Here is a 21,099-nt window from a genome sequence, read left to right on the forward strand (position 1 = left end):
GGACGAACGCCCTAGGCGGAAACAGGAAGTACAAGGATGTACGATCGCACCCACAGGCGCCCGACCCTCCGCACCCTGGTGCTGCTGGCCCTCGGCGCTCTGCTCGTGTTGCCCGGCGACCTCCAAGCGGCGCCGGCGACGATCACCAACCCGGGCACGCTGATCCGCAAGATCGCCAGCTCCAACGAGCAGCTGGAGATCACCACCAATTCGAGCCGCATCCTGACGCTCGGCAAGAAGATCCCACGGGTGCAGGTCAACAACCCCGAGCTGCTGAGCGTGACGCCGCTCTCGGCGACGCAGGTGCAGATCTCGGCCAAGAAGGCCGGCGTCACGCAGGTCAACCTGTGGGACGAGGACGACCAGATCTACACGGTCGACGTGTTCATCTACGGCGACGTCCGCGAGCTGGAAAACGCTCTGAAGACGCAGTTCCCCAACTCCTCGATCCGCGTTTACCGCTACAGCAACAGCCTGGTGCTCACCGGCTTCATCGACCGGCCCGACTACGTCGACCCGATCCGCGAGCTGGCCGAGGACTACGCCCCCAAGGTGATCAACAACATCTCCGTGGGCGGCGTGCAGCAGATCCTGCTGAAGGTGAAGGTTTACGAAGTCTCACGCACGCACCTGCGTCAACTCGGCGTCGACTGGGCCCAGGTCTCGAGCAGCGGCGCCTACGCCGTGAACGGCGTGAGCGGCGTGGTGACGAGCGTCACCTCGACAGGGGGCGCCACGACGATCACCGACGCGGCAAACGCCACCTTCGAGTTCGGCGTGACGAACGGCAACAATCAGCTGTTTGGCTACCTCAACGCCCTGAATCAGAAGAACCTGGTCAAGGTGCTCGCCGAGCCGAACATCGTGGCCATCAGCGGCCGACCGGCCCAATTCAACGAAGGCGGCGAGCTGCCGATCATCGTGCCCCAGAGCTTGGGCAACGTGTCGATCGAGTACAAGCCTTACGGCACGCAGATCGACTTCCTGCCGATCGTGCTGGGCAACGGCAAGGTGCGTCTCGAGGTTCGACCTAGGATCAGTGAGGTCGACGAATCGCGCTCGATCACCCTCAACGGCACCGAGGTCCCGGCCCTCACGGTGCGGCAAGTCGACACGGCTGTCGAGATGCGAGCCGGCCAGACGCTGGCGATCGCCGGCCTCATCCAGCAGCGCAGCAACGCTCTGCACCGCGGCCTGCCGTTCTTCTCGGATATCCCGATCCTCGGCGTGCCTTTCCGCCGGGTGTCGGAAGAATCGAACGAGATCGAGTTGCTGATCCTTGTCACGCCCGAGTTCGTCGACGCGCTGGAGCCGCACGAAGTGCCGCCCTGCGGGCCTGGCATGGGCACGATGTCCCCCAGCGACGAGCAGCTCTACCTGAACGGCAACATCGAGGCTCCCAACTACTGCAACCAGTGCGGCCCGAACGGTTGCTACGACAACTGCTGCAACAACCGCATGGGCGGCGGCATGGGCAACTGCGGCGCCGACGGATGCGGCGTGGGCGGCCCCCCCAACGGGAACTACCCCGTGATGGGTTACCCCAACGGGGCCCACCCAAACGGGGCCTACCAGAGCGGCACGCCGCAGATGGCGCCGGGCTACGAGTCCCACGGGCCCGTCGAAGTGATCAATCCCTACAAGGAGGCGCCCGTCGAGTCGTCCCTCATGCCGGGCGAGGCGATCCAAACGCCTGCGGCCGCGATCAATGGCCCCAATGCGGCCAACCAGCAGCCCGTGACGCCGCTGGCGTCGGAGGCCGAGTCGTCCGCCGGCGATGCGCCCCAGGGCCCCAGCCTGGGGGTGGTAGCCCCCGGGGCGGCCTACAGCACCGCTCGTCGGCCGCAATTCAGTCGCCCCGCCGCCAACGCTTACGGCGACGTCGACGGCTCGGGATCGGGCCTGATCGGTCCTGTCGGTTATGACGACAACTGAGACTCGGCTTGGCGTGTTGGCTCCCGCGCCGTACTTATGAGCTACGTTCTAGTAGCCTGAGCCTACAAGGCGTGGCTCTCCGTGCGGACTTCCTGTGCCGCACGTTCGAGCGCCCGCCCACCGCAACGCCGCCGATCCAAATGTCCAACGTACTCCGACTCGCCATTGTCGACCCGAATGACGCGACCCGCGAGTCGCTCAAATCGACCCTGTTGGGACTCGACACGATCTGGCTCGACGCCGAGTGCTCGCGCTACGCCTTCTTCCAAGACGTGCTCGAGCAGACCCACCCCGAGGTGGGAATCGTGGCGCTCGACAGCGACCCCGAGCAAGCGATCGCGTTGGTCGAGGAGATCTCGCGCAACAAGCCCGAGGTCTCGCTGCTGGTCACCAGCAGCTCGACCGACGGCAACCAGATCCTCCGCACGATGCGGGCCGGCGCCAAGGAGTTCTTGACCCAGCCGGTCAAGCCCGAAGACCTCGCCACGGCGCTCGAGCGCGTAAGCCGCTCGCGGTCGGGCGGCTCTTCCGTTGCCAAGCGCGGTTGCCGCGTGATCGCCCTGTCGGGCTGCACCGGCGGTGTGGGCGTCACGAGCCTCGGCGTGAACCTCGGCTGCGCGTTGGCCGCCGACGAGAAGAACTCGGTCGTGCTCTTGGACCTCGACCTCGCGTTGGGCGACGCCGACGTCTACCTCGACACGATCCCCGAGTACACACTCACCGACGTCGCCCAGAACATCGCGCGACTCGACTTCACGCTGCTCAAGCGGTCGCTGACGAAGCACGCTACGGGGCTCTACCTGCTGCCCCGCCCGGTGCAGCTCGAAGACGCCCCGCTGATCACGCCCGACGACATCCAACGGGTCGTCAACCTGCTCAAGGCGACGTTCACGCACGTGATCATCGACACCTCTAAGGCGTTCTCTCCCGTCGACATGTACTCGATGGACATCGCCGACGACGTGCTCATGGTCACGCAGCTCGACCTGCCGTGCCTGCGCAACGTGGTGCGGCTGCTCATGTCGTTCGAGCACCGCGAGAACCTCAAGGAGAAGGTGAAGATCGTCGTCAACCGGATCGGCCAGGGCGGTTCGTCGATCAGCATCAAGAAGGCCGAAGCGACCCTCGGTCGCGAGGTCTTCTGGCAACTGCCGAACGACTTCCGCACGATGATCGAGGTGCGCAACAACGGCGTGCCGCTGCTCGAGCAGGCGCCCAAGGCGGCGATCACGCAGTCGATCGGCCAGCTGGCCGAAGCGTTGTTCGGCGACGGCGTTGCCACCGATGGCGAGGAGAACTCGACCAAGGCCCGCAGCTGGCTCGGCTTGTGGCCCTCGAAGGTGTCCAAGAAGACGGGCGAAGAACCGGCGGCCGACGCCGAACCGGTGAGCTAACCCCCCGAGAGCGGCCCAGCAGGCCCGAGCCGGCTGGTGCGGCCCGCCACACGCCTGGTGCGGCGCCCCTCCAACGCGCCCTCTCGATGCGTCGACCGCTGCGGTCGCGCCAAGCGGACCCCCACTTGTGGCCGCCCCCTCTTATCCGGCGCCGCCCCGGTCGGCGCGCATTTCCCTGAGCTATGGTTGCGCAGGCGTTCTTGCGACCGACGCGCCAGGCGTCCGTCGTAAACCGCATAGCCGTCCCCGAACGCACGCCGCGCACCAGACACCATGACACAAGCCAACGCCGGTTCGGCCCCCCTGTCTCGTCAGGACAAGGAAGCCGAATTCGAAAACATCAAACGACGGATCCACACCAAGCTGGTCGACAAGCTCGACCTGTCGCGTGTGGGCGAGCTCGAGGGCGACACCCTGCGGCGCGAGATCCGCCTGGTCGTCGAGCACCTCTGCGACACCGAGGACACGTTCCTCAATCGCAACGAACGCGATCGCCTCGTCGAGGAGGTTCTCGACGAGACCTTCGGCCTGGGCCCGATGGAGCTGCTGCTCAAGGACCCCTCGATCAGCGAAATCATGGTCAACGGGCCGCGTGACGTGTTCGTCGAGAAAAGCGGCAAGCTCGTGAAGACGCAGGTCGTGTTCCGCGACAACAAGCACCTGATGCAGATCATCGACCGCATCGTGTCGCGTGTCGGCCGCCGCGTCGACGAGGTCTGCCCGATGGTCGACGCCCGCCTGCAGGATGGCTCGCGTGTGAACGCGATCATCCCGCCCCTGGCGCTCGACGGGCCCACCGTGACGATCCGGCGCTTCGGCTCGAACCCGCTGAAGCTCGAGGACCTGCTCAACTACAAGAGCCTCACGCCCGAGATGGTCATGCTGCTCGAGGGCGCCATGAAGGCGCACCTCAACATCATCATCTCCGGCGGCACCGGCTCTGGTAAGACGACGCTGCTCAACACCCTGTCGAGCTTCATCTCGAACGAAGACCGCATCGTCACGATCGAGGACGCGGCCGAGCTGCAGCTGCAGCAGGACCACGTCGTGCGGCTCGAGACCCGCCCGGCCAACATCGAGGGCAAGGGGCGGATCGGCGCCACCGACCTGGTGAGGAACTCGCTGCGTATGCGGCCCGACCGCATCATCATCGGCGAGTGTCGTGGCGGCGAGACGCTCGACATGCTGCAGGCGATGAACACGGGCCACGACGGCTCGCTCACCACCTGCCACGCGAACACGCCGCGCGACGCGATCGCCCGTCTCGAGACGATGATCATGATGGCGGGCTTCGAGATGCCCATGAAGGCGATGCGCACGCAGATCTCCAGCGCCGTCAACCTGATCGTCCAGGCCAACCGCTTGCAGGGCGGGCCGAGAAAGGTGACCCACATCACCGAGATCCTCGGCATGGAGCAAGACACGATCGTCATGCAAGACATCTTCAAATGGGTGCAGACCGGCGTCGATCAGAACGGGCGGGCGATCGGGCAGTTCGTTTCGACCGGCATCCGCCCGTCGTTCATGGACCGCCTGGAGCAGGCCGGCGTGAAGCTGCCGGCCAGCACCTTCCGCGAGCGTGTGATGCTAAGCGACTGACAACCCCAAGGCGGAAGCCGGAAGCGGAAAGGCCAACACCCGCCCCCCTGACGCCCCCGCCCGAACCGTCGCCACCTTCCCCTATCCCCTTTCGATTCTCCCATGTCTCTCTGGATCATCTACCTCGGCGTCTTCGGCTGCGTGGCGGCCCTCGTCGTGGTCGCCTCGTCTTTCATGAAGGGAGACAAGGAGGCCGAGGTCGCCCAGCGCTTGACCGCGCTAACGGGCGGTAAAAACAAGGGAGCCAAAGGCGCTCAGGCCGAGAACGACCTGATGGCCGAGTCGTGGAACCGCGGCGCCGGCGCCATCGAGCAGGCGATCGCCAACCACCTGAACCTCAAGCTGATGTTCGAGCAGGCGGACGTCAGCTACACCGTCAGCCAGTTCCTCACCGCCTGCGTGGTGGCGGCCCTGGTCGGCTTCTTCGGGCCCACCGCCTGCGGACTGCCGGCGAAGTTCGCCCCGATCATCTCGGTCATTTTCGTGTTCCTGCCGTTCGCCTGGCTGATCATGAAGCGTAAGCGGCGGCTGAAGAAATTCGGCGCCCAGTTGCCCGAAGCGCTCGAGCTTATCGCCCGCGCCCTGCGCGCCGGCCACAGCCTGGCGGCGGGACTCAACCTGGTGGCCTCGGAGATGTCCAACCCCATCGCCAAAGAGTTCGGCCGCACCTTCGAGGAGCAAAACCTCGGCACGCCGATGGAAGAGGCCCTCGGCAAGATGACCGAACGAATCCCGAACCTCGACCTCAAGTTCTTCGTCACGGCCATCGTCTTGCAGCGTCAGACGGGCGGCGACTTGGCTGAGATCCTCGACAAGATCGGGCGACTGATCCGCGAACGCTTCAAGATCTTCGGTCAGGTCCAGGCCCTCACGGGCGAGGGACGCATGAGCGGGATCGTGCTGCTGGCGCTGCCGCCGATGCTGTTTGTCGCCGTTTACCGGATGAACCCCGATTACCTGATGCTGCTGTTCACCGACGACCTGGGCAAGAAGATGCTCGTCGGCGGCATCGTGATGCAGCTGCTCGGCGCCGTGGTTATCCAGAAGATCATCAACATCAGGGTGTGAGCGCGTTCCCCCCCTCCCCATCCGTGGGAGGGCCGGGGCTACGAGACCCCGGGCGTCCGCATCCCACAATCGCCAGCCCTGCCCCACGAGGGCTGGGAGCTACGAACCCAGAACCAATCGAGCCATGACACTCACACTCGCTTTCATCAGCTCCACGATGATGACCCAGCTCGCCGTTTTCGGCGGCGTGGCGGTGGCGATGTGGTGCGCCCTGGAGTTCTTCGGCAACCGCGGCGGCGGCCGCGCGGCCGAGCGACTCGAAGAGCTGAGCGACCCCGCCGGCCGCCGAGGCGAGCGGGGCGCGAGCGCCGGCGACAAGATGGGCAAGATCCTCAAGCAAGAGACGGCCAAGCTGGCCGCCCCCCTGCAGCCCAAGACCGAGGAGCAACAGGGCAAGCTCAAGCTACGGCTCGCTCACGGCGGGTTCCGCACCGAGACCGCCGTCAGCATCTTCCTGGGCATCAAGCTCATCTGCCTGATCCTCGGATTCCTGATCGGCGGCGGCGCCGCCGTTTGGACCAAGGGCCTCACCCAAGAGGCGATGATCATCACGGTCGCCTCGGCGGGCGTCATGTTCTTCGTGCCGGACGCCGGGCTCTGGATCATCAAGAAGGGCCGCCAGGACCAAATCTTCTACGGCCTGCCCGACGCGCTCGACCTGATGGTCGTTTGTGTCGAGGCGGGCCTCGGCCTCGACGCCGCCATGCGCAAGGTGAGCGAGGAGATGAAGAACAGCTACGCCGTTCTTGCCAACGAGTTCGCGCTCTGCAACCTGCAGCTGCAGATGGGATCGGCGCGCAACACCGTGTTGCACGAGCTCGGCCAACGGACCGGCGTGGACGACCTGAAAGCGCTCTCGGCGATCTTGATCCAGGCCGACAAGTTCGGCTCGAGCGTGGCCCAAGCCCTGCGCGTGCAGAGCGACTCGATGCGTACGCGTCGCAGCCAGATCGCCGAGGAGAAGGCGGCCAAGACGGCCGTGAAGCTGATCTTCCCGCTGGTGATCTTCATCTTCCCGGCGATCTTCGTCGTGCTCGTCGGCCCTGCCGCCATCACGATGATCAACGAGATGTTCCCCGCCATGTCGGGCGGAAACTGAGCCGCCGCGAAGCTCAGCGCCGCCCGCCAACGCCGGCGAGTCCCGGGCGTCAGCCCGGGGATTTGTTCGAGCGCCGGCGAGCCATGCTAGCTGCGTCCCCTCCCCGGACTAACGTCCGGGGCTCGCCACGTCCGGTGACTCTTCACGGCTGGCGTGCTGGCGCCTAGCCGAATCTGGGTAAGCTGCGTCAACCGATCGGGTCGCCACAGAAGCGCCGCAGCTTCCGATGACGCCGGGTCGATACCGCTTGAGAGGAAGCAGCGCGGGCCGCGCACGTTGGCTCGCCCCGGCGCCACGAGGGAACGAGGACACGATGATGACACGAGCGGCTAACGCCCTGATCGCGGCGACGATCCTTTGCCTGTCCGCCCCGTCGGTCGGCTCGGCCTTCTGGCTGGAGGATTGCTACAACCACCTCGAGCAGGGCCGCCGGGAGAACCAGGCCTGGCCGATGCCCTACGTCTGCCCCGACCGGCGGCACGCTTACGCCCCGTTCGATGCGATGATCGCCAACGGCACGCGTCGTCAGAACCTGCTGGGCAGCCACCACTTCAACGAAGACGCCACCCAGCTCACGCAGGCCGGCAAGCTGCGGGTCCACTGGATCCTCACCCAGCAGCCTGAGGGCCGTCGCCAGGTCTTCATCGAGCCGTCGATGACGGCCGCCACGACCGAAGCACGCGTGGCCGCCGCCCGCGACTTCGCCCAAGGTCTGGGAACCGGGGCCGAAGTGAACGAGACGACCATCCTGTCGGACGGGCGTCCGGCGGTCGTGGTCGACTACGTCAACACGAAGTTCCGCGAGAACATGTTGATCCCGGCCCTGCCGACCAACACCTACAACATGGACGACAACTGAGCTGACTCTAAAGCGCCGCGGCCCGCATAGGGCGTGAACGCAGCGATACGAGACACCGGGCGCCGTTCCACGGCGCCTCACACGGAGGGGGAAGAGGGGGAATGGTCCGTTACAAGAGCGCGGCGCTAGCCGCTGCAATGACGTTCTCGGCTTGCTACGCCGACGCGGCGCCGGCGACCATGGTGAGCAGGCCGCGGGTCGGCTCGGCCACAAGCCGCCCGGTAGCCACCGAGGCTGCGCCCGAGACCAAACGCGCCAACCTGCCGTGGCTCAGCAAGTGGTTCGGCAAATCCGAGCCCACGGTCGCCGTCCCTCAGCCTCAGCTGCAGCCGCGGGCGATGTCGCAGCAACCCACGCCCCAGCAAGCGGCGACGCAGCAGGCGATGGCTCAACGGCCGGCGCCGCAGCCGGCCCCGCCCTACGGCCAGCCGGTTTACGGAGCGCCCGCGCCGAACCAACTCGGCTACGCCTCGCCCATGCCCGGCTCGCCCGTGGGGCCGCGCGGCGGGATGAACCCGGCGGTCTTCCCGGCCTCGGCTTTCCAGGCGGCGATGGCGACTCAGAGCCCGTCGTCGCAGCGCCCCGCTGCGCAGCCGACCCCCGCCAGTGAAACCGACCGCGTGGTCGAGTCATCTCGCAACGCCGAGGCTCAAGGCAACACCGATCTCGCCCGCGGTTTGCTCAAGCAGGCTCTCGCCGAGACGCCCTTGGACGTGGCGTTGCTGCGTGAGCTGGGCCGCGTGGAAGATCGCGCCGGCAACCTCGAATCGGCGGAGGGATTCTACCAACAGGCCGCCACAGAGGCGCCGCAACACGCCGGCGTGCTCAATGATCTGGGGCTGTGCCAAGCGCGTCAGGGCAAGCTCGACGAATCGCTCGAGACCTTCCAACGCGCGATCCGCTTGAATCCCGAGAAGGGGCTCTACCGCAACAATGTCGCCACCGTGCTGACGGAGCTCGGCCGCAACGACGAGGCGCTCGCGCATCTGAAGACGTTCCATGCGGCGCCGGCGGCTCACTTCAACCTCGGCCAGATGCTCGCCAGCCGCGGCCGTGAGATCGAAGCGGCTGAGCAGTACTTCGCGGCCCTGGAGCTCGACCCGTCGATGGCGCCCGCCCACGTGGCGATGGAGAAGCTCAGCCCCGAGGCGCTCGCCGCCGCTGCGCCCACGACGGCGCCAGCGCAAGTCGAGCCTCAGCCCCAGCTGGCTGATACCGCACTCCCAAAGACCCCGCCGCAGCAAGCCGCCCAGCCGTGGCCAGCGCCGCATCAGCAAGCGCATACCCAGCAGCCCTTCACACAACCCGCCCCGCCGCGGTTTACGTCCGGCCAAAAGCCGCTGGCCGTGACGCCAGAGATGACGCTGCCGATCGAGGGCCCCGCCCAATCGGGCGCCCCGACCGAGCCGAACTACCAGACGGCAATCCACTCAGCGAATTACGGCCCACGCTTGCTGCCGGCCGTGCGCGACCGCTGAGGCGGCGGCTGATGCCGCGAGGCTAAAACCTTTAGCGGACCTGCGAGAGCGCCCGGTATAGATCGTCCGGGTCGATCGGCTTGGTCAGCACCTCGGTGCAGCCGGCGGCGGTGCACCTTGCGAGCTCGTCGGAGTGAGCCGCGGCGGTGAGGGCGAAGATCGGGATCGTGACCCCCACTTCTCGCAGGGTGCGTGTGGCGGTAAAGCCATCCATCACCGGCATCAGCATGTCCATGATAATGGCGTCGTAGCCGCCGTGGCTGAGGGCTTGCTTGTGGGCCTCCTCGCCGTTCTCGACAAAGTCGATCGATGCGCCGGTGGGGGCGAGCAATCGCTTGACCAAGAAGCGGATCGCTTTGGTGTCCTCGGCAACGAGGATCTGCTTGCCCGCGAGCTGAGGCATCACCTCGGCTTCTTCTTCGATGGGCGCCTCGCAATCGGAGCGGCTTTCTTCCGGCTGGGGGGCGTCGATTTCGAGCAGGAACGTGGTCCCCTCGGGGCCGGTCGATTCGATCGTGAGCGAGCCGCCCATCATCGCGGCCAGCCGGTGGCTGATCGCCAATCCAAGCCCAATGCCCTCACGCTGCTCGCCGCTCACGTGGGCGCCCTGGACGAACGGCGTGAAGATCGTGTCGCGGATCTTGTCGGGAATACCGGGGCCGCTGTCGGACACCCAGACCTTGAGCCGTCCATCCTCGGACTCCCAAGCAGCCCGGCAGCGGATCTCGCCCAGGGTGGTGAACTTGATGGCGTTGCCGAGCAGATTCAGCACGATCTGCCGCAGCCGGAAGGGGTCGGTGCACAGCTCGGCAGGGACGCCAAGGGGGGGCTCGAACGTGAGCGGCAGGCCTTTGTCGCCCGCCTTGATCGCCATGAGTTGGCACGTGGTCTCGAGCAGATCGCGGGCGTTGCAGGGCGTGACGTCGACATCGAGCGAGCCCGATTCGACCTTGGCCATGTCGATCAGGTCGTTGAGCAGGTCTTTGAGGTGCTCGCCGCTGCCCGAGATCATCTCGAGCATCTCGACGGCGTCGCTCGCCAGCGGGTCCTTGCGCAGCAGTGTGGTGAACCCAAGGATGGCGGTGAGCGGCGTGCGGAGCTCGTGGCTGATCAGGGTGAGGAAGTTCGACTTGGCGCGGTTGGCTCGCTCCGCCTCGAGGCGGGCCTCTTCGGCGATCTTCTCGCTCTCGACTAAACGACGCACGAGACGGTGGCGTTCGATGGCGTTCTGGGCGACACGAGCGAGAACGGGCGGGGTGATCTCGGACTTGGTGAAATAGTCCTGCACGCCGTGGGCGAGCGGCTCGGACTGCAGCAGGTGGCCGTGGACGCTGCCGGTCAGCACGACGATCGGCAGCGGCGGCGCGAGCTTGGGCCCGATCAGCTGGGCGACGATCTGCTCCGCGTTCATGTCGGGCAAGCGGAAGTCGAGGATCAGCAAGTCGAAGTCGGCGCCCTCGGACTGAAGCATCGCGAGACCCGCGGCGCCGGTTTTCGCACAATCGATCGTGTAGCGCACGAGCGGGTCTTGCCTCAGTGCGTGGGCGACCATCTCGCGGTCTTCGGGGCTGTCATCGATGATGAGAACTTTACGCATCGGCTCGAATCTTGGTCGCTCTGGGTCCGTGACAGGTCTGGGGCGGGACCTGTCGATTCAATTGAGTCTGTCCCCGAGTCGGTCGCAGGATTTCCGCCGCACGCATGAAGTCTAGGAGATCGTCGGCTCTAAGCAAAAACAAAACGTCGTGCCGCGGTCGGGTTCGGACTCGATCCAAATCATGCCGCCGTGGCGTTGGACGATCTTCTTGACGATGGCGAGGCCGGCGCCGGTCCCGTCGCCGTAATGCTCCTCGGTGTGCAGACGCCAGAAGAGCTGAAAGGCCGTGTCGTGATGGTCCTGCGGGATGCCGACGCCGTTGTCGCTGACCCTGACAACGGTGGCGAAGCGGCCCGACTCGGTCCGCAAGCTCCCGGAGGGCGCGGCGCTGATCTCGACCCGTTTTTCGCTCTGGCGGTTGTACTTCACGGCGTTGCTGATCAGGTTGGCCAGCAGCTCGCGGAAGCACATGTAGTCGGCCGTCAACAGCACGCCGCTCGGCGCCGACAACGCGAGCGTTTCGGAGTAATCAGACCCCAGCGCTAGCTCGGCGGCCTCGGTCGCGGCCTCGGCGAGATCGACCTGCTCCCGCTTGAGATCGCCAGAGCCGGCTCGCGAGAGACGCAACAGGCCCGCGACGAGCTCGTCCATCCGATTGGTCAGCCGCGTGAGCGCCTCGCAACGCGACTCGATGCTTGGCGTCTTGTGGTGCTCGAGCTCCTCGAGCAAGAAACGCACCGTGTGGTTGAGCCCACGCAGCGGCTCGCGCAAATCGTGTGAGGCCGCGAATGCGAAGGAATCGAGGTCCGAATTCAGCTGGGCCAACTGCTGGTTGAGCCGCGCGAGCTGCTTGGCCCGACGCCCCACCAAGTCGGCCAGCGTTACGCGGATCGACTCGGCCATCTCGAGGTCGACCGCCGACCAAGACCGCGACCTGCCCCGCACGTCCTCTTTCCACGCGGCAAACGACAGCCGTGGCGACAGCCGCACGCCCTGCGGAGTGGGCTCGGCCGGCTTGTTCGGATCTCCCGCCCAGACCACTTCCTGGGCGTACTCCTTGCGGAAGAACAGCAGGCCGGTCAGCTCGGGCGACTCCAAGGGCAAGGCCAAGCCGCCGCACAACGAGCCGAGGTCGTCCTGGTCGCAAGCGGCGTGCTCGCCCAGCCGGTCGGTGTCCCAAACCGAGGCGCCCGAGGCGAGCAACGTCTCGGCTAACGCTTCGACCGTGTCGGGGCTTGGCGTGGCGCCCCACGTCGTCGGGCCGTCGCGCCAGCAGAAGGCGACCCCGTCCGCCTCGACGCAGCGGCACAGCGCCTCGGCCGAGGCCATCGCCTCGGTGAAGAACTCCTCGCTCGTGGCGAGATCGTTGGTGACCTGCGCAAGCACTTCGGCTCGATCGCTGCGCTGACGGTTGGCTTCGCTCAGGTCCCGCGACGTGAGGTAGACAGCGGCCATCTGCCCCAAGATCTCACAGGCGGCGCGGTCTTCGAACGACAGGCGGCTCGGCTCGTAGTGGTGGCAAGCGATCAGGCCCCAGAGCCGCCCCTCGCAAAGAATGCTCACCGACATCGAGGCCCGGACCCCCATGTTCCTGAGGTATTCGATGTGGATCGGCGAAACAGCGCGGAAGCAGCTGTAGCTCAGGTCGAGTGCATCGCCCGAGCCGGGACGCGCCTCCGGCAAGATCGGCGAGGGGGGGGCCAGGATGTCGGCGATCGCGCGGACCGGGTTGAGCTCGTACAGCCGGCGCGCCTGCTTGGGGATGTCGGTGGCCGGGTAGTGCAATCCGAGGAACGACTCGAAGCGGTCGTCGACCGACTCGCCCACCACCGCGCCGTGCCCCTCCTCGAGGAACCGGTAAACCATCACCCGGTCGAAACCGCTGATCGAACGCACCTCCTCGGCGATGGCCGAGTAGAGCGTGGCAAGATCGGGGCACGCCTGCATGTGGTGATTGGCGAGGTTCAGCCTGAGCGGCAGGCTCATCAGCAACGCCGGCCCCTCCGGCAGTCCGGCCGCGTGCTCCAGCTCGACGATCAACAAGCCACGGTAGTGGTGGAGCATCGCCTGGAACCGGCCCGGTTTATTGCCACCACCGGACGACGGCTCGAGGATGAAGGGATGGATGATCCCCTCCCGGTTGGCCAGCAGCGAATCGATCCGAGACCGCTCGATGTCGGGGAACATCTGCTCAAACGAGGCGCCGGCAACCGGCTCGGCGCCGAGCCAGTCGGCGGCGTTTTGTGACCAGTTGCAGAGAACGAGCCGCGACGCGTCAAACGCCAGCAGCAGCCCGTGGGGCTGGATGCCCCCGGGGACGTGGATCGGCTCGAGGTCGCAATTGGTCAGGTCGACCGATTGCTTCGTCGCGTGACCGTTCATTCGGCCCCCCCCACATGCTGGCCGTAGATCTCGAACGTGCGTCGGGCGGCATGCTCCACCGGCGCGCGCTGCGTCTCGGCGGCGAACTCTTCGTCGAGCCAAGCCTTCGTTGCGCTCCAGCGCGACTCGGTCTCTGAGCCGTAGGCGCTGAAATAGTCGCCCCCGGCGCCCGGGCAGACGCCCAGCGATTTCTCCAAGCTCCTGGCCAAGTAACGCGACCCCATGGTCGAACCCTCGAGTACGTAGAGCACACCCGCCGCGTGCTCGGCGTTCTCGACCCACGAAAAGTCGGCGTGGGTTTCCTGCCTCGGTACGGCGCCGCTGCCGGCGGCGTCATCCGGCTTCGTCGTGTCGCCCTTGGCGAGGACGCAGCTGAGATCGAGCTCCAATCGGCCGGCGCGGCGGCGCGAGGCAAGCCAATCGGGCGGCTCGCTGAGGTGGTGTTCGATCGCGCGGTCCGCCGGCGCTTGGACACGGTAAATGCGCCGCAGCAGGTCGCGGTAGCACTCGGCGGAAGAGAAGGCAGCCCGCCAATCAACGCGTCCTTCGACATCTTTGTGCAGCGTCTCGGTCGACCGCCGCAAGTGCTCGCTGATGGGGATTGAGCCGCTTATGGTTCTACCGCCAGAAGTAGGGGGAAATCGCGGCGCGGCGACGGGAGCGTCGTCCCCCATCCCATTCAAGCTTTCGGCCGTCATCCTCACACGAGCAGCGGCCGCTCAGCTTTGCAATAGGACATCTTTAAGTTCGATCTCCCGCCAGTCAAGCAGGATCACGCCACTTGATTCGAAGAAAGAAGTTGTCCGCCGGTTTCGACGCGTAGGCTGGTCGCTTTGGAACCACACCTAGCGGAAGAACCAATCGCCAAGCCCTATTCAGTCTCTCGGTGGGCGTTTGCCCTCAATCGGCGCCAAGTACATCACGCCGACTGGCTCCCCCGTGGCAGGCGGAGCTTTCACTTCACCGGCGATGTCGATCCACTCCAGCGAATCGATTTGCGCTCGCCCAAAGTGGTGACCGCGCGAATCGATGATCGTGACCGGCCGTGGGAGCTGCGCCACCGCTCGCCAGTAGCCATCCGATTGGTACGCAACCAGATGGGTCACGTACCACGGCCCATCCTTGGGGGAAGAGACGTGTATTTGGTCGCCGCTCCAAGAGGCATGGAGCCGGCGCCTCTCACTCATCTGCCACTCCAGCAGCCAGAGCGAGCCCACGGCCAACAGAGCGATTCCTAGCAGGGTGACGCCGTACCTGGCGGCGACATCGCATTGCCTGACGATCTCGATGAACTCAGCTCCCGGCGATAAGGGCGTGACTCGCGGGGCCTCGCGCTACCAGTAGCGCCTCATCGGCAGCGGCTCAGCGGCAGTGTCTTTAGCGTCCCTGCAGCAGCATCGCGGCGTCGCGGGGGTCGTCGAGGCTGGCGGCCATCTTGGCCAGCGCTTCGGTCTCGATCTGACGGACGCGTTCACGCGTGAGGCCCAACTGCTCGCCGATCTCTTTGAGCGTCCGAGGCTCGACTCCGCCTAGGCCGAAGCGGAGCTTGAGGATCGTCGCCTCGCGCTCGTCCATCGTCTTGAGCATCTCGAGAACGTGCCGCAGGCTGTCGGACTCGAGCAGCTGGTCGTCGGGCGAAACCTGGTTCTCGTCGGTGATCATGTCGCCCAACGTCCACCCCGCCTCGGATTGGTCGGTCTGCGGCGTGGCGTTGTAGATCTTGATCGCCTTCTTGATGATCGGCAGCTTCTTCTTCGGCAGCCCCAGCACGCGGGCGATCTCTTCGGGCGTGGGCGAGCGGTCGAGTTCCTCGGTCAGCCGGGCCGACGCGCGGCGCCACTTCGACAAGAGCTCGACCATGTACGCCGGGATACGGATCGTCTTGCCGGTGTTGATGAGCGCCCGCTTGATCGACTGCTTGATCCAGTAGCTGGCGTAGGTGCTGAAGCGGGTGCCCATCGCGGGGTCGAAGCCCTCGACCGCCCGCAACAGCCCGAGGTTGCCCTCCTCGATCAGGTCCTGGAGGCTGAGGCCCTTGCCCGAGTAGCCGCGAGCGATGTTCACCACCAAGCGCAGGTTGGCCCGCACCATGCGATCGCGGGCCGCCATGTCCCCCTCGCCGATCCGCACGGCCAGGTCCTTCTCGTCCTGGGCGGTCAAGAGCGCGGTCTCGTTGATCTCGCGCAGGTAGGTCTCGAGCGGCGTTTGGACGGCGGAGCCGGGGGTGCGGCGCTTTTTCGTGGGTGCGGTGGCCATAGCTTGCGGGGGTTCGCGGGGGCGAGGCGTTGCGGGGGAACGCCGGACGGTGATCGCGCAGACGGGGGGCCGCGCGTGATGGGTGCTAGCAGTGACTATCGACCCATGGGCGACGCCGACTGTGCCCCGTGGCAAACCGCGCGCGTTGTGCGGGGTGTGCGGGTAACGATGCGGGCTGCGGATTGCGGTGGGCGGAATGAGTAGGAAGACCTCATCCGTTACGCGGCGGCGCAAGCTTCTCGCACAAAAAAATCAACGCCACGCGCCGAAGGACGCCCGCTTCGGTGGGGGTATTCCCGGACGATTCGAATAGGTGGGTGGAAACGCCCATGAGGAAAATAATGGTTGGGATTCTCCGGGGCGATTAAGATCTACTGCTCTTGTCGATAGGCAGCTGCTTCTCTCCGATCATCCCTCTATTTCTGCGAGCGTCTAATGAAGAGCATCCGAGTCGTCGTCTGTTTATTCTCGGGATTCCTCCCTGCCGTTTTGTTTCTCACTGCCGGCGCCGCACCGGCACGGGCGGGATTTGGCGATCAGCTGTACCGGATTGCAGGCGGGAGCGACGAGCGGCTCGGGAGATCCGTCGCGATCGATGAAGGACGCCTCTTGCTAGGGGCCCCCGGTTCCGAGAACGCCTACGTACACGACGCCTCGACGGGCGTGCTGAACCGCGTCCTCCTAGGCAGCGAAGACACTTTCGGTGCGGCCGTGGCCATTGATGGCGAGCGGGCGGTCGTGGGAGCGTTCCACGCCGACAGCTTGGGCACCAACGCCGGCGCGGCTTACCTCTATGACCTGGGCGGCGTTGCCGCCCCGCAGCCGCTGGAGGGGCAAGACACCGGCGCGTTCGATCGGTTCGGTTGGTCCACGGCGGTTGACGGCAACTTGGTGCTGGTGGGGGCCTACGCCCACAACGACACCCACGGTGCGGCTTACCTGTTCGACGCAACGACGGGAGAGCAGTCGATGGAGATCGTCCCAGGCGTCCCTGCCGACGACGGGTACTTCGGCCGTTCGGTCGCGATCGAAGGAGGGCTCGCCCTGGTGGGGGCCTATCGCGACATTGACGCCGAGGGCGTAAACACCGGCTCCGCCTACCTGTTCGACACCACGACGGGCGAGCAGGTGTTCCGCTTCGAGCCAGAAGACGGGGCGTTTAGCGACTACTTCGGCGAGTCGGTCGCCCTGTCAGAAGGGCTGGCGATCGTAGGCTCCTGGGGCAATAGCGAGGGCAACCTCTCATCGGGAGCGGCCTACGTGTACGACGTCGCGACGGGTCAGCTGGTCAACAAGCTGACGCCTATCGACGGGCGTAGAGATCAGGGGTTTGGCGGCTCGGTCGCAATAGATGGACGCTACGCACTTATCGGCGCGGTTGGCGACGACGCGAATGGACAACTCGCTGGGGCGGCCTACCTGTTTGATGCGGTGTCCGGCCAGCAATTGCTGCGAATCACGCCGGACGATTCTTCGGCGTATCAGAACTTTGGTTTCAGCGTTGCCCTCGATGACGGCCTAGCGGTGATCGGAGCGCCCGGTCACTCAAGCTCCAATGGCGCGGCCTACGTCTTTGACGTCGCGATCCCAGAGCCGACCTCGTGGCTCTTGCTCTCTGCGGCCTGCCTCTTCTTGGCGGGGCATCGGTTGCGCGTCGTCTGAGGGCCGCAATACGGGCGACGCGAGCGCGGGGGGCGCGCAAAAAAACGGCGCCGCGAGCAGGGGGCTCGCGGCGCCGGTGAGGTCGTATCGGTTGTGACGCCCACGATAAGGGCGCCGGTCGTGTCAGCCTTCGGCGGGCTTCTCAGCGTCGTCCGACTCCGTGTCGGCCGCTTCGGTCTCGGCCTCCGGCTCCGCTTCGGTCGCCTCGGCCTCGACCACGGCGTTCTCAGACTCGGCCGGGGCCGCGGACTTGAAGAGCGGTCCGTCGCCCGAGCCGATGCCGCCCTTGAGGTTGGCGTCGTTGGCGCTCGGGGTGGAGGAGGACATCGCGGGCGAGCCGCCATCGGCGCCCGCCTCTTCCTCGGCCCAGTCAACACGCTTGCGGCTCAGGCCGATCTTGCGCTCGTCCGAGTCGACCCGCAGGACCTTGACCTCGAGCTCGTCGCCCACGGAGCAGACTTCCTCGGGGTTCTCGATCTTGCCGTCGGCCAGCTCCGAGATGTGGAGCAGGCCTTCGAGGCCGTCCTCAAGACCAACAAAGACGCCGAAGTTGGTGATCTTCGTGACCTTGCCTTTGACCAACTGCCCCGACTGGTAACGGTTCGGGATGTCGTTGGCCCACGGGTCCTCGTCGAGCTGCTTGAGGCCCAACGCGATGCGGCGCCGGTCGGTGTCGACCGAGAGCACCTTGCACTCGATCTCCTGGCCCTTCTCCACGGCCTCGGACGGGTGGCTGACCTTGCGGGTCCAGCTCATGTCCGAGACGTGCAGCAGGCCGTCGATGCCCTCTTCGATCTCGATGAAGGCGCCGTAGTTGGTGAGGTTGCGGACGCGACCGGTGACCTGGGCCCCCGGCGGGTACTTCTCGGCGACCTTGTCCCACGGGTTGGACTGGGTCTGCTTCATGCCGAGCGAGATCTCTTGCTTCTCCTGGTTGATGCCCAGGACAACGACCTCGACCTCGTCGTCGATCTGCACGAGCTCCGAGGGATGGCTGATCCGCTTGGTCCAGCTCATCTCGGAGATGTGCACCAGGCCCTCGATGCCGTCCTCGAGCTTGACGAAGGCGCCGTAGCTCATGACGTTCACCACGGTTCCCTTGACGCGCGAGCCGACCGGGTAGGTGGCGGGCACCTTCTCCCACGGGCTGGCGGTCTTCTGCTTCAGGCCGAGGGCGATCTTCTCCTTCTCGTAATCGATGTGGAGGATCATGACCTCGATCTCGTCGTCGATCTTCACCATTTCGGTGGGGTGGCTGATGCGGCCCCAGCTCATGTCGGTGATGTGCAGCAGGCCGTCGATGCCGCCCAGGTCGACGAAGGCGCCGAAGTCGGCGATGTTCTTGACCTGGCCGGTGCGGAGGTCGCCGACCGAGAGGTGCTTGAGCAGCTCGGCCTTCTTCTTGGCCCGCTCCTGCTCGATGAGGCTGCGACGCGAGACGACGATGTTGCGCCGTTCCTCGTCGATCTTGAGCACCATGCACTCGATCTCTTTGTCGAGGTACTCGCCGATGTCGTGGGGGCGGCGGATGTCGACTTGGCTGGCGGGCAGGAAGACGTTCACGCCGATGTCGACCAGCAGGCCGCCCTTGATCTTGCGCATCACCTTGCCGGTGACCACGTCGCCCTCGTGGACCTTGTCCATGACGGCGAGCCACTTCTCGATCTTCTCCGCTTTGCGCTTGCTGAGCACCAGCATGCCGCGCTCGTCGTGGCGGCCGGAGACCTCCTCGACCTCTTCGACCAGCACGCGGACCTTCTGGCCCACCTCGGGCGGCGGCTCGATCTCGGGCTCTTCTTCTTCGGCGGCCTCTTCGCCCTCGGCGGTTTCGTCGCCGCTGCTGTATTGGTTGTTATCGAACTCGGGCTCCCACTCGTTGCGGTGAACGAGCCCTTCGCTCTTGTAGCCGATGTCGATCACGACGTACTCGTCGTCGACCCGGATGATCGTCCCCTCGACGATCTTGTTGACCGTGATGTCTTCGCCCTGGAGCCAAGACGCCTCGTCGGGCGCCTCCTCCATGACGGCGATCAGGTCGTCGTCGGTGACATCGAATTCGCGGATAAGATTGCGATTGACCATAAATTAAGTACCGTTCGGCGATTCGCGATTCAGAGAGCAAACTCCCCCGCAGGGGGAGCAGGGCCGCCAGAAGGGCGGTCCCGAAGGGACCAACCGGCGGGGCCAGAAGGGGACGCGAATCGTCCGGGGGGTTAGAGGACTGCTGCACAGACGACCGCCTCCCGACCACCGAGAGGCTATGGGGCGCCGCGCAAAACGTGATCGTAGCAAAGTACTGAAGGGGCCACAACTTAGAAAAGGCCCCCTAGCGATGGGCCGCCCCTCAGCGCCGGTTCAGATCGACCGCCTGCTCTCGCGCCGCGGCCATGCGCCGCGCCACCTCGGCGAGCAGTTCATCGTCGTCGAGTTCAGCGATTCGCTCCGGCGACAGCGGCTCGCCCACTACCAGTGCAATCGGCACAAACGGGCGCGGCAGTCGAGCCCCTTTGGGCCAAGCTCGGTACGGGCCGTCAAGTCCCAAGGGCAAGATCGTCGCTTTGCCGCGGCGCGCCAGGGCGATGAAACCTGGCTTGATTGGCTTCAGTGCGCCGTCGTCGGAGCGGGTCCCCTCGGGAAAGAGCAGCACCGCCCCCCCCTCCTTGATCCGCTTGAGGGTGTTGCGGATGCCTGCCAACCCGGTCCCGTCGCGGTCGACCGGAATGGCGTCGTAGGAACGGATCAGAGGCCCCAACGGGCCGCGGAACAGCGTGTCGCGAGCCATGTAACTGAGCTGCCGGCGGAGCGCCCCACCCACCAGAGGTGGATCGAGGTGGCTTTGGTGGTTCGAAAGGAGCACCAAAGGGCCCCGCATAGGAACCTCGCTCTGCCCACGGAAGCGCAGCCTGAAAAGCAGCTTTGCCCCCACCCAGAGCATGAACGACGAAAGGGCGTACCACCCCCATTTGAGTGACCCGCGGCTGTGGGTGGCAACCTCGCGGCTTGCCCCTTTGCGACGACTAGCGGTCAAGAACCCACCGCCTTGCGCCTGTCCGCAACGATTTCCATGAGCCGCTCGACCACTTCATCGGGCTCCAGGCCGTCGGTGCAAAACTCGATGGCGTCCGTTGCCTTGGTCAGGGCGCCCACAGGTCGACTGCTGTCGCGATCGTCGCGTTCGCGTTGTTTTTCGAGCACCTCATCGCGCGAAACGTGCTCGCCGCGGTTCACCATGTCGAGGTACCGCCGCTCGGCCCGCACCTCCTCGCTGGCGGTGAGGAAGATCTTGCATTCGGCGTGGGGAAAGACGACGGTCGACTGATCGCGGCCCTCAGCCACCACATCGAGCCCATCGGCCAGTTGCCTCTGGAGGTCGACCAGGGTGCTGCGTACTTCGGGGCAATCGGCGGCGTGGCGGGTGGCCGTAGTGATCTCAAAAGTGCGGATCGCCCGGGTGATGTCTTCGTCGGCGAGCAGCACGCTGTCGCCGGTGAGCACCAGTTCGGGGCTGATTTCGCGGGCCACGCGAGCGATGGCCCGAGTGTCTTCGAGGTCCTCGCCCCGCTTCAGGGCGGCGTAGGTCACGGCGCGATACATCGCGCCGGTGTCGAGAAATCGGAAGCCCAATCGCTGGGCCAACGCCCGGGCGGCGCTGCTTTTGCCGGCCCCAGCGGGGCCGTCGATGGTCACTATCATTCGCTGCTGGGGGTCGCTCGTTCAGGCGGAGGGGAGACGACCATCCCAGGCGGCGGCCGAGCAAGCCCCGAATTTAA

Annotated in this window: 16 protein-coding genes; 8 read left to right on the forward strand and 8 right to left on the reverse strand. The window is 65.9% G+C overall.

The window, feature by feature from the left end; translation table 11 throughout:
• Positions 1-36: 36 nt before the first annotated feature.
• The 7 genes from Mal64_RS05245 to Mal64_RS05275 all read left to right on the forward strand — a co-directional run bounded on the left by Mal64_RS05245 (position 37) and on the right by Mal64_RS05275 (position 9,432).
• Positions 37-1,935, forward strand: a complete 1,899-nt coding sequence (locus Mal64_RS05245; protein WP_146397740.1) for a type II and III secretion system protein family protein — start codon at positions 37-39, stop codon at positions 1,933-1,935.
• Between the two features lie 140 nt (positions 1,936-2,075).
• Complete coding sequence (locus tag Mal64_RS05250) at positions 2,076-3,329, forward strand: AAA family ATPase (protein ID WP_146397742.1); 1,254 nt, start codon at positions 2,076-2,078, stop codon at positions 3,327-3,329.
• A gap of 273 nt (positions 3,330-3,602) precedes the next feature.
• The gene (locus tag Mal64_RS05255; protein ID WP_146397744.1) at positions 3,603-4,928 is read left to right on the forward strand and encodes a CpaF family protein; all 1,326 of its coding nucleotides are present in this window, start codon (positions 3,603-3,605) and stop codon (positions 4,926-4,928) included.
• Positions 4,929-5,030: 102 nt separating this feature from the next.
• Entirely contained in the window at positions 5,031-5,996 is a 966-nt protein-coding gene (locus Mal64_RS05260) for a type II secretion system F family protein (RefSeq protein ID WP_146397746.1), read from the forward strand.
• 124 nt (positions 5,997-6,120) lie between these two features.
• Positions 6,121-7,095 (forward strand): type II secretion system F family protein, encoded by a 975-nt coding sequence (locus Mal64_RS05265; RefSeq protein WP_146397748.1) that lies wholly within the window; start codon positions 6,121-6,123, stop codon positions 7,093-7,095.
• 313 nt (positions 7,096-7,408) lie between these two features.
• The gene (locus tag Mal64_RS05270; RefSeq protein WP_146397750.1) at positions 7,409-7,954 is read left to right on the forward strand and encodes a hypothetical protein; all 546 of its coding nucleotides are present in this window, start codon (positions 7,409-7,411) and stop codon (positions 7,952-7,954) included.
• A 101-nt stretch (positions 7,955-8,055) separates the two neighbouring features.
• Positions 8,056-9,432 (forward strand): tetratricopeptide repeat protein, encoded by a 1,377-nt coding sequence (locus Mal64_RS05275; RefSeq protein WP_146397752.1) that lies wholly within the window; start codon positions 8,056-8,058, stop codon positions 9,430-9,432.
• A gap of 31 nt (positions 9,433-9,463) precedes the next feature.
• Here Mal64_RS05275 and Mal64_RS05280 read toward each other — a convergent pair whose 3' ends face one another.
• From Mal64_RS05280 to Mal64_RS05300, 5 genes are all read right to left on the reverse strand, one after another.
• Entirely contained in the window at positions 9,464-11,029 is a 1,566-nt protein-coding gene (locus Mal64_RS05280) for a hybrid sensor histidine kinase/response regulator (RefSeq protein ID WP_146397754.1), read from the reverse strand.
• Between the two features lie 111 nt (positions 11,030-11,140).
• Positions 11,141-13,411 (reverse strand): ATP-binding protein, encoded by a 2,271-nt coding sequence (locus Mal64_RS05285; RefSeq protein WP_146397757.1) that lies wholly within the window; start codon positions 13,409-13,411, stop codon positions 11,141-11,143.
• A complete protein-coding gene (locus Mal64_RS05290; RefSeq protein ID WP_197525468.1) occupies positions 13,408-13,995 on the reverse strand; it encodes a biliverdin-producing heme oxygenase in 588 nt (195 codons plus the stop codon). Before Mal64_RS05290 ends, Mal64_RS05285 begins: the two co-directional genes overlap by 4 nt.
• A 291-nt stretch (positions 13,996-14,286) precedes the next feature.
• Positions 14,287-14,517, reverse strand: a complete 231-nt coding sequence (locus Mal64_RS05295) for a hypothetical protein (protein WP_146397761.1) — start codon at positions 14,515-14,517, stop codon at positions 14,287-14,289.
• 271 nt (positions 14,518-14,788) lie between these two features.
• Positions 14,789-15,667 carry a sigma-70 family RNA polymerase sigma factor gene (locus Mal64_RS05300; RefSeq protein ID WP_146397763.1) on the reverse strand — a complete coding sequence of 293 codons (879 nt, stop codon included), beginning with the start codon at positions 15,665-15,667 and terminating at the stop codon, positions 14,789-14,791.
• A 609-nt stretch (positions 15,668-16,276) separates the two neighbouring features.
• On the opposite strand from Mal64_RS05300, the gene Mal64_RS05305 reads away from it, so the two are divergent.
• Positions 16,277-17,329: an FG-GAP repeat protein gene (locus Mal64_RS05305; RefSeq protein ID WP_197525469.1), complete on the forward strand. Its 1,053-nt coding sequence runs from the start codon at positions 16,277-16,279 to the stop codon at positions 17,327-17,329.
• 123 nt (positions 17,330-17,452) lie between these two features.
• Here Mal64_RS05305 and Mal64_RS05310 read toward each other — a convergent pair whose 3' ends face one another.
• The 3 genes from Mal64_RS05310 to cmk all read right to left on the reverse strand — a co-directional run bounded on the left by Mal64_RS05310 (position 17,453) and on the right by cmk (position 21,022).
• Positions 17,453-19,411 carry a 30S ribosomal protein S1 gene (locus Mal64_RS05310; RefSeq protein WP_146397767.1) on the reverse strand — a complete coding sequence of 653 codons (1,959 nt, stop codon included), beginning with the start codon at positions 19,409-19,411 and terminating at the stop codon, positions 17,453-17,455.
• A 262-nt stretch (positions 19,412-19,673) separates the two neighbouring features.
• Positions 19,674-20,264, reverse strand: coding sequence for a lysophospholipid acyltransferase family protein (locus tag Mal64_RS05315; RefSeq protein ID WP_146397769.1), 591 nt, complete (start codon positions 20,262-20,264; stop codon positions 19,674-19,676).
• An 89-nt stretch (positions 20,265-20,353) separates the two neighbouring features.
• Entirely contained in the window at positions 20,354-21,022 is a 669-nt protein-coding gene (gene cmk / locus Mal64_RS05320) for a (d)CMP kinase (RefSeq protein WP_146397772.1), read from the reverse strand.
• Positions 21,023-21,099 lie beyond the last annotated feature (77 nt).

Source organism: Pseudobythopirellula maris (assembly GCF_007859945.1).
Classification (GTDB): domain Bacteria; phylum Planctomycetota; class Planctomycetia; order Pirellulales; family Lacipirellulaceae; genus Pseudobythopirellula; species Pseudobythopirellula maris.

What these genes read in the sequence shown, in the direction of transcription:
- cmk (WP_146397772.1), bottom strand. Translation starts at nt 21,022, where the DNA reads ATGATAGTGACCATCGACGGCCCCGCTGGGGCCGGCAAAAGCAGCGCC.
- Mal64_RS05250 (WP_146397742.1), top strand. Translation starts at nt 2,076, where the DNA reads ATGTCCAACGTACTCCGACTCGCCATTGTCGACCCGAATGACGCGACC.
- Mal64_RS05270 (WP_146397750.1), top strand. Translation starts at nt 7,409, where the DNA reads ATGATGACACGAGCGGCTAACGCCCTGATCGCGGCGACGATCCTTTGC.
- Mal64_RS05260 (WP_146397746.1), top strand. Translation starts at nt 5,031, where the DNA reads ATGTCTCTCTGGATCATCTACCTCGGCGTCTTCGGCTGCGTGGCGGCC.
- Mal64_RS05315 (WP_146397769.1), bottom strand. Translation starts at nt 20,264, where the DNA reads ATGCTCTGGGTGGGGGCAAAGCTGCTTTTCAGGCTGCGCTTCCGTGGG.
- Mal64_RS05245 (WP_146397740.1), top strand. Translation starts at nt 37, where the DNA reads ATGTACGATCGCACCCACAGGCGCCCGACCCTCCGCACCCTGGTGCTG.
- Mal64_RS05300 (WP_146397763.1), bottom strand. Translation starts at nt 15,667, where the DNA reads ATGGCCACCGCACCCACGAAAAAGCGCCGCACCCCCGGCTCCGCCGTC.
- Mal64_RS05265 (WP_146397748.1), top strand. Translation starts at nt 6,121, where the DNA reads ATGACACTCACACTCGCTTTCATCAGCTCCACGATGATGACCCAGCTC.
- Mal64_RS05275 (WP_146397752.1), top strand. Translation starts at nt 8,056, where the DNA reads ATGGTCCGTTACAAGAGCGCGGCGCTAGCCGCTGCAATGACGTTCTCG.
- Mal64_RS05280 (WP_146397754.1), bottom strand. Translation starts at nt 11,029, where the DNA reads ATGCGTAAAGTTCTCATCATCGATGACAGCCCCGAAGACCGCGAGATG.
- Mal64_RS05255 (WP_146397744.1), top strand. Translation starts at nt 3,603, where the DNA reads ATGACACAAGCCAACGCCGGTTCGGCCCCCCTGTCTCGTCAGGACAAG.
- Mal64_RS05310 (WP_146397767.1), bottom strand. Translation starts at nt 19,411, where the DNA reads ATGGTCAATCGCAATCTTATCCGCGAATTCGATGTCACCGACGACGAC.
- Mal64_RS05285 (WP_146397757.1), bottom strand. Translation starts at nt 13,411, where the DNA reads ATGAACGGTCACGCGACGAAGCAATCGGTCGACCTGACCAATTGCGAC.